The following is an 11,794-nucleotide window of genomic DNA, read 5'->3' as shown; positions in this document are numbered from 1 at the left end:
GAAACAGTTGCTTTTGGGTGTACGGCTCTACTTTCGCTGTATTCAATTCTATTATCCTCGCTATGATATAATATAGATATGACCGCTAGGAGGGGAAAAGATGGCCCATATTCACTATATTGAGAGTAATACTACGCACGCGAGCAATTTTGTTATTGATGTCCCCGTGGGCTATCACTGGCTACTTGTAATCACCAAGACCCCAGCGCAATTCTGGGTAAATGGCGGGCTCAAGGAATATCCTGCTCACAGCGCAATCCTCTATAGTCCATCGCAGAAAGTCTATTATCGTGCTTGCACCGATCATTTCATCAATGACTGGATCCGTTTCGAATCCAATGAACCTTATATTACGGAATCTCCACTTCCACTCGGGGTTCCCTTTGCCCTGGGTGACCCAGAATACTGCCACAAGCTGTTTGAATTGCTTGTCATCGAGCATAATTTTAACCGGGATTACAAAAAATCTTCCATCGATTATTTGCTCCGGACACTGTTCAACAAACTATGGGAATCCTACTTCCAAGATGATATTACACCTCAATACTACAAATTACTGAAACTGCGCACGGCTATTCAAACCAACCCGGACGATTATTGGACAGTTTCAAAAATGGCGGATTTTCTTCAAATCAGTCCAGGCTATCTCCAGAACATCTACAAAAAAACGTTTGGAATCTCCTGCATGGATGACGTTATCAACAGCCGAATTCGTATGGCAAAAGAATACTTAATTCACAACGCTCAAAGCATTGCTGAAGTGGCTTCCCAGTGCGGATATCAAAATGTGGAACACTTCTGTAGGCAATTCAAACAAATAACTGGGCAAACACCCAGAAATTTTCAGAAGTATGCAAAAGGTTAATACCGAATTATAATTTTGTAGCACTGATTATGTCGTAGAATTAGGCGATGCGAGCAAACATAAAACTTGATGCAAAGGATACAGGAGCTGACTATGAATTCAATGAGTTACAGTTTCAGTGAGCGTTCAATTCTTAAAGGGAACGGTTATAAACCTCCTAATTCACACCAATGGGGACCGGGTGTCCGCGACGTTTATGCCGTTCACTATATTGTAAGCGGAAAGGGATATTTGAAGACATGTCATACTACTTTCTCTCTGAAAACAGGCGAAAGCTTCATTATTTTTCCGCATACGGAAGTGTATTATTATCCTGATCCGCAGGACCCGTGGGAGTATTATTGGATTGAATTTAACGGAGCGGAGGCCTCACGTCTAGTATCGATGATTAATATTGCGCCTGATCATCCGGTCGTGGAGGCATCTCCACAAGATTTCAAACCATTATTCCATATCATCAAGGCCGCTGGAATAGAGCCTTTTGAACGAGAACGTTCTGATGCAGGACTACATCTTTTATTGTCATATTACATGGAGTACTACCCTAGTGAACAAGCTTTTCTCAAAAAAGACTACGTATTATCAGCAAGGGAATACATTGAAAGCAACTTTTGGAAATCTTCATTATCTGTACTGGATGTAGTGGGATTTGTGAAGATTGAGCGTAGCTACTTGTTTCGGTTATTCAAGGAAGAAAACGGGATATCCATTTCCGGCTATCTGACCGTTTTCAGGATTCAACGTGCCTGCGAATTATTAGCAAATTCTCAGTTATCTATCAAGTCATTGGCTTATTCCGTCGGCTATCAGGACCCGTTGTATTTTTCAAAGATATTCAAAAAAGTAACTTCGTATACTCCGTCGCAATATAGAAAAGCTTACAGTGCTTTAGCGAAATAGCACACATTTCCCGGATTCACGAAAGTATTTAATCAATTGCTCAATGGGCTCGCGTCCGCATTTCAATTGCTCGCCAAGACAGTCTATACATAGGAATTCTTGAGCATTTCGTGTTACAAGCTTGAGGTAAATCGCCACATCATCCGTCATAAGGGGTACTCCGCATTTTTTGCATGTTCTATTCATGTTCACGCTCTTCTTTACACCAGTTTAGCCCGCACAATTAGACAATCATGAGCCGGAACTACAGGCGCGTATCTTTCTCTGAATACGCCGATTTCTTTATGCTCCCAGCAGTCATACAACGACAGCGATTTTCCGGAAGCATAGGGAAGTCCGATATCCCAGAATTGCAGCGACATTTCCCTTTGACCATCGCTCAGATTGAAGAAGCCTATAGCAACGTCTCCGTCAGTTAACACTTTTACCAACATAAACACATCATCAGCATGAAACCACTGCGGTTCCGGCTTGATACGATAAGCACCACGGCCTTCCACATCCTGATTGATGGCAATCAGATCCCGGTTCATCAGAATATCCCTGGTGGGCTGGTTTGCTTTGCGGATGTCGCTGCCGATCATAAGCGGAGATCCCATCATGCTCCATAAAGAAAAATGGGTCTTGTACTCCACATCATTGCAACCGCCAATTTGACTTCCGATAAAGTCGCTGTTGCTGCCTCCGTACATGCCCACCACAAGCATATCCATATCATTGTGGCAGTATGATCCTGTAAAGCTCGCTTTATCAAGCTGTGACAAGGTTAGACTCTTGATGGAATCCCAGCTATCTTGAATATCTCCCGTAGAGCGATACATATGCGCCCCGGACTCACGAATCCATTGATATACATTATCTTCGCCCCAATTACATGCTGAAAACAAAATATCTCTTCCACAGTTTTTAAGCGCTAAACTCATGCGTTTGTACAGCAGTTCCCCTGAAATATGTCTCGGTTTAAAACAATAATCATATTTAAGAAAATCTACGCCCCATTCTGCCAGTAATTCCGCATCCTGAAATTCATGTTCAAAACTCCCCGGATACCCTGCGCATGTATGTGTTCCTACACAAGAGTACATCCCAAATTTCAGCCCCTTCGAATGAATATAATCTGCAAGCGCCTTCATTCCATTTGGGAATTTAATAGGATCGGCGACTAATTTGCCATCATCGTCCCTATCTTTCAAGCTCCAGCAGTCGTCAATAACGATATATTCATACCCTGCATCCTTGTAACCCCCTGCGACAATAGTATCAGCAGCTTCCCGAATAAGTTGCTCATTAATGTCCCAAGTAAAAGTGTTCCATGAGTTCCATCCCATGGGCGGCTTCAAGCCGAGTTGTTGTTCGTACATATCAATTATCATCCTTTCGCGTATCCTTAAAGATTAGGTGTAAGAAGAGCAGAAGCAATATCTTTATGTATTTAACCATACACGACTCTTTGGATCTATAGCTTGACGTTGCTTTCACATCGACTTATGTTGCTTTTCTCCTGAAGAAAGAAAGCTCCTTCACTGGACAGCGCGTCCTTCGAAATTTTCGCTCAGAGATTGTCAAAAATATAAATTAGATATTAAAATATATAAATTTTAACTTTTTTGAGTTACATCTAACAATAGATCAATAACTAGTGAGGATAGGTCATTGTTTGAAAGGAACTGATAATTTATTATAGTTTCGTAGTGTGTAAGCGTTGTCAATTAAAGGGGTTAAAGTATTCGATGTTCATCAGGAGCCATCTTCAAATTGAAGTATGTCTAGTTTATGAAAGGGGGAGAACCTCGAAGTTGGTCGTTTGAAAGCTTTGATTTCACAAAAAGGAGTGACACGATGCGTAGTCAAAGCATAAGAAGCAATTCTATCAAAAAATTTCTTTATATTTCGCCCTTTATGGCTTTACTTGCTGTCTTTGCATACTACCCACTCTATGGATGGGTTTATGCGTTCTTTGACTACATGCCGCCGATTCCGCTGTCACAAGCGCCATTTGTTGGTTTCAAATGGTTTCGTTCCTTAGTAGAAAACCAGGTGAAGGTCGATCAACTGCTTCAGGTAATCAAGAACACGTTCGGCATAAGCGGAATGAGTTTACTTTTCTCTTGGCTTCCTATGGTTTTTGCAATCTTCTTGACGGAGATCAAAGCTGTGCGTTTTCGTAAATTTATTCAGACTGTAACCACTCTTCCAAACTTTATCAGTTGGGTATTGGTATATTCACTGGCATTTTCCATGTTCTCAAGTGAAGGTATCTTCAACGGCTTTTTGAACCAGATGGGGCTTATCGAGACTCCTGTACTCCTTCTTCAGAAATCGGACCATGTCTGGATTACGATGTGGATATGGGAGACATGGAAGTCATTGGGTTGGTCGGCCATTTTGTATATAGCGGCGATTATGAGCATTGATGAATCCCTATATGAAGCAGCTTATGTAGACGGTGCAACAAGAATGCAGGTCATCCGGCATGTGGTTTTGCCAAGTATGCTGCCGACTTATTTTGTGCTATTGATGCTTCAAATTGCCGGATTCCTAAACAATGGATTGGAGCAATATTTCGTTTTCCAGAATGCATTCAACAAAGACACCATACAGGTGTTGGATCTATATGTGTACAACCTCGCCATGGGGGGCGGTAGTTATTCCGTTTCCGTCGCGATCAGTATGCTGAAAAGCCTTATAAGTGTTGTGCTTCTCTTTTCCGTAAACGGGCTATCCAAATTGTTAAGAGGAGAGGGCATTGTATGAGTGACAACCAAACAGAACTAGCGTCAAATGCCAAAAAAAATAACAGCCGCGTCTCCAAAAAAATCAAAATGCAGATGAGTACAACCGACAAAATAATTTCGGTTACGATCTATGTCCTATTTTCTCTCTTTGCATTTATTTGTGTATATCCTTTTTACTCGATCATTATCAATACCATAAGCGCCAACGACCTCAGTGCCAAAGGTGCAATTGTGTTTTGGCCCAAGGGGATCCACTTCCAGAATTATATTGACGTATTTAAGATCCCGGGGTTATGGAATGCATTTGTTATTTCTTTGGGGAGAACGGTAATAGGCACACTTTTGACAGTCGGGGCCTCTGCCTTTTTGGGATTCATGTTTGCCCAGGAGGATATGTGGGGGAAAAAATTCTGGTACCGGTTTACCATTATTACGATGTTTTTTAATGCCGGAATTATCCCTTGGTATTTAACCATGAGATCCTTGCATCTGACCAACAATTTCCTGGCATACATCCTGCCCTCCATCGTTGCTCCATTTTTCATCATTCTTGTAAAAACGTTTGTGGAATCCACGCCGAAGGAATTGCAGCAGGCGGCTAGCATTGACGGTGCCGGGACTCTAACTACCTTTTTCAAGATTATCTTGCCCATCAGCAAACCGATACTAGCTACAGTCGCCATATTCTCGGCGGTGAACCAGTGGAACTCCTTTCAGGATACGCTGCTGCTGGTTACAGACAGCAAATTGTACAGTTTGCAGTTTATTCTTTATAACTACATCAATCAAGCCAGCTCCTTATCCACCATGGTCAATCTGCAAAATGCCGGATCAACCGCCATGGCCAGTCTATCCACCAAGCAAACCACCACATCCATTCGTATGACAGTTACGATTATCGTTGTCGCACCTATTTTGCTTGTTTATCCGACTTTTCAAAGATTTTTTGTAAAAGGAATTATGATTGGTGCAGTGAAAGGTTAATTTGCACGGTTATGATAAATTAATCATTTGGGGGGCTGTAAATGAATAAATACAGTAAGCTGGCGAGAAAATCTATGTTGCTCTTTGGCACCACTCTTCTTCTGGGAACGATGGTATTAAGCGGATGCAGCGGCAATTCCAACAATGCAGCAGGTACATCAACCGAGTCAGCTGATCCTGGAGCAGGAATCGATCACAGCAAACCGCTGACCATTACCGTGTTCAATAACGCAGCAAATTACCAGGGAGAGCAGACCGGATGGTACGGAAAGCTAATTAAGGATAAGTTCAACATCACCCTAAATATTCTGTCTCCGCAGGTTGCGGGCGATCAGATATACAAGACAAGGTCGGCATCGGGAGATTTGGGTGACCTCCTAATTATTGACAACAGTCAGCTGGAGGAATTAATTCCAGCGGGTATGATTATGGATATCACGGATAAGATCAAGAATACAGAACACCTGTCCAAATACGTGGACAATCACTTTAAGCCCTTTAATGCTGCGTTCGAAAGTATAAATCCTGAAGGTAAAATTTATGCCTTGCCGACTTTTGTATCGGACACTTCCCCAACGACATTCTCGGAAGAAATCCCTTACTCCAGTCCGATTATGCCTTGGGATTATTACAAGGGAATCGGATCTCCCAAGCTGAACAATCTGACTGATCTGCTGAATGTACTGAAGCAGATGCAGGAGAAATATCCCAAGACACCGGACGGAAAGGCGATCGTTCCGATCACCCTTTGGAAGGACTGGGACAATGGAAGTATGGAGAACGTTCGTTGGTTGAGCAACTGGTACGGCTATGAACAACCTGATGGAACCTCGACCATTCAGTTGAATGCAAAAGGCGATATCGTTCCGCTCGTTGACGACAACAGTATGTATAAGAAAATCCTCCAATTCTATTATGACGCCAATCAGATGGGGTTGGTTGACCCTGACTCACCATCCCAGGATTGGAATAAAGTCTCTGAAAAGCTGACCAATAAACAGGTTCTTCTCTTATGGTATTCCTGGCAAAGAGGCTTCTATAACACCATTGAAAGAGGCACTAAAGGTGATGGGAATGTTGCCATTCCGATCGCCGATACTCACATTATCCAGAATAGCGATGCCTACTTCGGAAACGGAAGAGTATTTGCTGTTGGTTCAAAAGCGAAAAATCCTGAAAGAATCATTGAATTCATGGATTGGCTGGCCTCTCCTGAAGGTCTTCGCTACTATACCAATGGATTTGAAGGCTTCAATTATGAAAAAACGGCAAACGGCAAGTTTAAGCTGACTGAAGTAGGTCAAATCGCTTTCCAAGAAAATACCCCCGTTCCTGAACAGTACGGAGGCGGAGGATATCAAGACGGGCAGAGCAAGATCAACACTATGATTATGAGCGATTTTGTAGTAGATCCGGAAACAGGTGAATTTTACAACAACAATTATTGGAGCTCAACCATCGAGGCGAATAAGACAGCTCTAACTACGGAATGGCAGAATACTTATAATGCAAGCACCCCGACAGAGTACTATCAGAACAACAATATGATCGATATCGTGCCAAATATCAATACAAGTCTCGGGTCGGATTCGTCGGACATTAAGAATAAACGAAGCCAGATCTCAGATTATGTTAAGAATACCTCATGGAAAATGATATTCGCTAAGAATCAATCAGAGTTCGATCAGCTCTGGACAAAGCTGAAGACTGATGTGGTCGGTCTCGGTTGGGATGATGTCATTGCCGTGGATACGGAAAGAGCTCAAAAAATCGTTAAACTGCGTGCTGATGCAGTCGCGAGCAAATAAATCATGGTTACAACAAGCGATTGCAATATCGTGATTTAATCAAAGATAAGGGACGTTCCAAACAGCCTGATCAGGTCTGTGTGGAACGTCCCTTTTTTGTCTTATAAGGCTGCATGCAGCGAGTAACCTTGGAGCAGTCAGCTAAAAGATGAGCTTGGAGAACTGATATAAGCCGTTCTTCCAGACCGGCCAATCATGATCGCCGTTTTCCTCTACCCAGATATGTGGTACGGAATGCTGCGTCAAATAGGCATACGTCCGGTCGCTGACATTCTTGAGACTGTCCAGATCACCGCACGATAGCCAGAGCAGACTCAGCATTTCTGTGGTCTTCTGTGGTTCCGGGACTAACAACTCGGGTAACTTCGTATTGGGAGCCGGGGAAAATGCCCCAATTCAAGCGAAGCGGTCCAGATTGTTCAGACCGATATTCAGGGACTGTCCTCCGCCCATGGATAATCCGGCAATGGCGCGGTGCATTCGGTCTGTCCGGACCGAATAATTCGCTTCGATATAGGGGATAAGATCATGGAACAAATCCGACTCAAATGTTTCGAACGCCTGCACCTTGTCCGGAGCAAAAATGTCTCCTTCTGCCCGGTCGTTCAACATCGCTCGGCCGTTGGGAAGAACGACGATCATGGGCTTCAGCATTTGATCAGCATACAGATTATCCAGAATGATCTGGGGCTTGCCGTGAGTGTACCACTCATTCTCATCTCCGCCAATCCCGTGCAGCAGATACAAAACGCTGTATTCCTGCCTATCGGAATAACCTGGCGGCGTATATACTCTTGCCTTCCGGGAATTGCCTAGTGTCGTGGAGGGATACTCTATGGTATGGATCTCCCCCTGGACAATGTCTTCCCTTTCCTTGTCATATCCAGACGGTACCATTTGCATCTTATAATTCTGCTGACTCTCGTTCATTGAAGCTCATTCCTCTCTTATCTATGAATAGACTGCCGCTCGAAATATTGCTCGACCAGAAATTGCATAACCTCACCCGGCGGCTCCTCCACAAATTCTGCCTTGTCTGCAAAAACCATGCCGTAAGGCGCTTCCTGCGTACATGGTTCCCAGAGAGGCAACTCCTCACCGGTAGAATCTTTGCCGTTCGGATTGCCCGTGCCAATGAAATAGGCAAGATAATTGCACATTTGGCGAGCTAGATCATAATGCTTGCCTACAAAAGGCCGCCAGCATTTGGCCAGTGTCTCGAAATGAAACCACAGATCCACCGAATGAAAGGTTCCAGGATTATCCCAGCCCGGAATATCAGCATCAAAACTGTAATAATACATCGGGACGCGGCTGCCGGAATCGCTGTTTGCCTTAACGACAACACGGGATGCATATTCAATGTTATTCACGGAAGCTTTCTGGATCATTTCCTCCAGATTTCCTGAATCAACGGTGCATAGATTAAGGTACTTTTCCGCTTCCGCGCCGAACAATTCAACAGCATTTGCCTTGAATTCATCCACACTGCTGGCGTCAGGAACACTAAAAAATTCAGACGAGGTATTTCCCAGCATGACCGGTACCTTATGGTACTGTCCCTTCAGAAAAAGGTTATACGGATTGCCCGTACAATACAACTGATCCATGACTGTTCCCCAGAATTTCCCGTATTCTAGCATTTTATCGCGGAGATATACTGCGTCCAACTTACGTGCCTCTTTCAAAGTCGACACTCCTAAATATTCAAAGAATGCTGCTCCCTCCTCTTCGGCCTCTTTAAGGGTCCGGTTGTGCGGAGGGACCGGACTGTTCGGGTACAAGGGGTTAAAGATCCCGCTCATAATGACGGCCCGTTGAAACAACTCATCATTCTGCGGCGAAGTCAGCTGGCTCAGCACACTTCCGCCACCTGCAGACTGTCCTCCTATCGTGATTTGGTCAGGATCTCCGCCAAAAGCAGCGATATTGCGTTTCACCCACTGAGTACCCGCCTGCTGGTCCAAATGTCCGAAATTCGCGGGAGCATCAGGCGATTCCGCAGTAATTTCAGGATGGCTCAGAAAACCAAACGCGTTCAAGCGGTAATTCACGGTTACTACGACAATCCCCCGGCGAGCAATGCGTTCACCGTCAAACTCCATTTCGGCTGTATGGCCGACCTGAAGTCCCCCGCCAAAATACCATACAAAAACGGGAAGCTTCTCATCGGTGCTGACGGCCGGTGTCCAGACATTCAGGTAAAGGCAGTCCTCATCCATCGGAAGATCCGGATCAACCGACCATTCGCGGGTATAAATATTATTCACATCTATGACGGTCGGGGCCTGCAACGAAATAGGGGCAAAATCATATGCTTTCAATTCCCCTTCCCAATCTTGCACAGGCTGGGGAGCACGCCAGCGATTCTCCCCCACAGGTGGGGCGGCAAACGGAATTCCCTTGAAGCTGGTAATACGAGGATCAGCCGCCGGCAGTCCTTGGACCATACCATTTTCAACATGCACTACTCTTAACATCCCTTTACTCCTCCCTCAATAAAAGCGCTTTCTTTTTTATTTACTCAAAAACAATGAAATTTCTTATTTACTTATTGTTGTATTATGAATAAATTACCACCCTTCTTTATTGATAATTTCTAATAATAATAAATTCATATCTCAGTGACACCCTACGGGATTTTGCCCAAATCTCCTTATTTACAATATAAATTATAGAGAAATCCTGAGATTCAGACAATGATATTTACTGACCATTAATTGATCTATCCGAAGAAAGAAGAAGGATACCCGGTGGCCTGAATGCATAACTTCTGGTGCTCACTCCATCTGCGTACTCCCTTTTCGCTTCGGCCTCCAACTATTGCCATCAGCTGTTTCAACAACGAATCTAAACAGATATTAATAGGGACAAGTATTTTGTATCACAACACAAAGAGCGGCCACGTTAGGGCCGCCCTTTGTGTTGTAAAATTGTCACATAATCTTGCACTGTACATATCGCAAGCCTTGATTTAATTTTGCCTAATATAATGGAAATAATTGAAATCAGCATAACCGCCCGAATGATCGGTCGCATAATTGAATAGTCCAATTCTGTACCCCATAAAATGATCCAGCGTATATTTCATATGCAGCGTCCGGCCGATCGGCTTCCAGGCTGTTCCGTCTTCCGAATAGAAGAACCTTGCCTGATCCAGGCTATCCTCAAAATTGAATTCAATTTTAAAATAAATGTATTCACCGGTGAACACAACACTCTCCACCGTCTCCTCCCAGCCGTCACCGCCGTTCACACACATATTAATGCTGAACTGTCCTGGCTCCCCCGCTGAGATTCCTACAATGCCATACTCATTCTGCAGCGCCACCATTCCTGCACGTTCGCCGGGCTGCATTCCTGAGAGTTCTAGCAATGTCTCCGCGCTGCAAGACGGCCCTTCCGTACGTTGCGTCAGTGTATTTCGCGCCAATAGGATGCTGTCTGCGGGTTGACCGGTACGGAGCCGCAGATATCCCGGCCGCTCTGTGACAGACCATAGACTATTATCCGGATTATGATTCCACTGCCAGTTCAGAGCCAGCTGATTGGTCTCATAATCGAACTCATCACTGATTACAAGCGGCTTCGGCTCCGCAACAGGAAGCTTTGTCTCAAAAATTTGAGGTGACGAACCGTTATCTCCGATGACTGGCCAATCATTCTCCCACCTTACAGGAAGCACGCAGGGAATCCGCCCGACAGCATCATGATCCTGAAACAGTACAGCATACCAATCCTGAGACGGGCTATCAACAAGACCGCCTTGCGCTACACCGTTATTATGATAGCCCAGATCATCGTCCAGAATAATTTTCCGTTCATAGGGGCCCAGAAGCTCGCGCGAACGATAGCATATCTGACGTCTGCGCTTATTTCCGGTTCTCGGCCATTCAATAAAGAACAAATAGTAATAACCGTACAGCTTGTAGGCATGACAGCCCTCGATGCGCAGACCTATGTCTGTCCGTTCGCCTTCGAGCAACAGTTGATCAGTTCCATCGGGCTTCACAGCCGTAAGATCTTCCGTCAGCTCCTTAATACGAATATCACCGTTACCGTAAATCATATAATTGCGGTTATCGTCATCCAATAATAAACCAGGATCATGGTGAAGCCCCGGGATCACCGAACGCTCCCATACTCCATGTTCAATATCCTCTGTGCGGTAGATATATAAACGGTCCATGTCATTAGAGGAAAAGCAAACATAGAATACCCCGTCCTTGTAGCGGAGGGATGCCGCCCAAGAACCCTTTCCGTAAATACCTTTACTGTCCAGCAACCGGTGGGCATCGTTATCCTCAAAGGTATCATATACATAATTCACAAGTTCCCAATCTTTCAAGTTAACCGATTTCATAATCGGGCAGCCCGGCATAGAATGCATACTCGTACTGACCATGTAGAATATAGGACCAACCCGAATTACGTCAACATCTGGAATATCTGCCCACATGATAGGATTGGTTATTGTAGCGGTATTCACTGTATTTCCCCCT

At 44.4% G+C, this 11,794-nt stretch carries 9 protein-coding genes; 5 read left to right on the top strand and 4 right to left on the bottom strand.

Annotation, left to right across the window (positions count from 1 at the left end):
* Positions 1 to 100: 100 nt before the first annotated feature.
* Both LPB68_RS18820 and LPB68_RS18815 read left to right on the top strand, forming a co-directional pair.
* Positions 101 to 865, top strand: coding sequence for a helix-turn-helix transcriptional regulator (locus LPB68_RS18820; protein WP_068656125.1), 765 nt, complete (start codon positions 101 to 103; stop codon positions 863 to 865).
* 93 nt (positions 866 to 958) lie between these two features.
* Entirely contained in the window at positions 959 to 1,765 is an 807-nt protein-coding gene (locus LPB68_RS18815; protein WP_068656127.1) for a helix-turn-helix domain-containing protein, read from the top strand.
* A 200-nt stretch (positions 1,766 to 1,965) separates the two neighbouring features.
* Here LPB68_RS18815 and LPB68_RS18805 read toward each other — a convergent pair whose 3' ends face one another.
* Positions 1,966 to 3,138 (bottom strand): glycoside hydrolase family 27 protein, encoded by a 1,173-nt coding sequence (locus tag LPB68_RS18805; protein ID WP_082865611.1) that lies wholly within the window; start codon positions 3,136 to 3,138, stop codon positions 1,966 to 1,968.
* Between the two features lie 466 nt (positions 3,139 to 3,604).
* Between LPB68_RS18805 and LPB68_RS18800 the strand changes: the two genes are divergently transcribed.
* The 3 genes from LPB68_RS18800 (at position 3,605) to LPB68_RS18790 (ending at position 7,292) form a co-directional block, all read left to right on the top strand.
* On the top strand, positions 3,605 to 4,519 hold the full coding sequence (locus tag LPB68_RS18800) for an ABC transporter permease subunit (protein ID WP_068656133.1): 915 nt from the start codon (positions 3,605 to 3,607) through the stop codon (positions 4,517 to 4,519).
* Positions 4,516 to 5,484, top strand: coding sequence for a carbohydrate ABC transporter permease (locus LPB68_RS18795; protein WP_068656135.1), 969 nt, complete (start codon positions 4,516 to 4,518; stop codon positions 5,482 to 5,484). The genes LPB68_RS18800 and LPB68_RS18795 overlap by 4 nt, the downstream gene beginning before the upstream one ends.
* Before the next feature lie 74 nt (positions 5,485 to 5,558).
* Positions 5,559 to 7,292, top strand: a complete 1,734-nt coding sequence (locus LPB68_RS18790; protein ID WP_157756161.1) for an extracellular solute-binding protein — start codon at positions 5,559 to 5,561, stop codon at positions 7,290 to 7,292.
* Between the two features lie 396 nt (positions 7,293 to 7,688).
* Here the strand turns inward: LPB68_RS18790 and LPB68_RS18785 are convergent, their stop codons facing one another.
* The 3 genes from LPB68_RS18785 to LPB68_RS18775 form a co-directional block, all read right to left on the bottom strand.
* Positions 7,689 to 8,222 carry an alpha/beta hydrolase gene (locus tag LPB68_RS18785; protein ID WP_237087897.1) on the bottom strand — a complete coding sequence of 178 codons (534 nt, stop codon included), beginning with the start codon at positions 8,220 to 8,222 and terminating at the stop codon, positions 7,689 to 7,691.
* 17 nt (positions 8,223 to 8,239) lie between these two features.
* Entirely contained in the window at positions 8,240 to 9,772 is a 1,533-nt protein-coding gene (locus tag LPB68_RS18780; protein ID WP_068656139.1) for a carboxylesterase/lipase family protein, read from the bottom strand.
* A 494-nt stretch (positions 9,773 to 10,266) separates the two neighbouring features.
* Positions 10,267 to 11,781 carry a glycoside hydrolase family 43 protein gene (locus tag LPB68_RS18775; protein ID WP_068656141.1) on the bottom strand — a complete coding sequence of 505 codons (1,515 nt, stop codon included), beginning with the start codon at positions 11,779 to 11,781 and terminating at the stop codon, positions 10,267 to 10,269.
* Between the last annotated feature and the right edge of the window lie 13 nt (positions 11,782 to 11,794).

It is taken from the genome of Paenibacillus crassostreae (assembly GCF_001857945.1).
Classification (GTDB): domain Bacteria; phylum Bacillota; class Bacilli; order Paenibacillales; family Paenibacillaceae; genus Paenibacillus_AQ; species Paenibacillus_AQ crassostreae.
The sequence above is the reverse complement of the archived record's forward strand: the minus strand, read 5'-3'. Positions and strand labels throughout refer to the sequence as shown.

Bases quoted from the DNA above. Each gene is read 5' to 3' on its own strand.
- LPB68_RS18820 (WP_068656125.1), top strand. From the start codon at position 101: ATGGCCCATATTCACTATATTGAGAGTAATACTACGCACGCGAGCAAT.
- LPB68_RS18795 (WP_068656135.1), top strand. From the start codon at position 4,516: ATGAGTGACAACCAAACAGAACTAGCGTCAAATGCCAAAAAAAATAAC.
- LPB68_RS18805 (WP_082865611.1), bottom strand. From the start codon at position 3,138: ATGATAATTGATATGTACGAACAACAACTCGGCTTGAAGCCGCCCATG.
- LPB68_RS18815 (WP_068656127.1), top strand. From the start codon at position 959: ATGAATTCAATGAGTTACAGTTTCAGTGAGCGTTCAATTCTTAAAGGG.
- LPB68_RS18785 (WP_237087897.1), bottom strand. From the start codon at position 8,222: ATGAACGAGAGTCAGCAGAATTATAAGATGCAAATGGTACCGTCTGGA.
- LPB68_RS18780 (WP_068656139.1), bottom strand. From the start codon at position 9,772: ATGTTAAGAGTAGTGCATGTTGAAAATGGTATGGTCCAAGGACTGCCG.
- LPB68_RS18790 (WP_157756161.1), top strand. From the start codon at position 5,559: ATGTTGCTCTTTGGCACCACTCTTCTTCTGGGAACGATGGTATTAAGC.
- LPB68_RS18800 (WP_068656133.1), top strand. From the start codon at position 3,605: ATGCGTAGTCAAAGCATAAGAAGCAATTCTATCAAAAAATTTCTTTAT.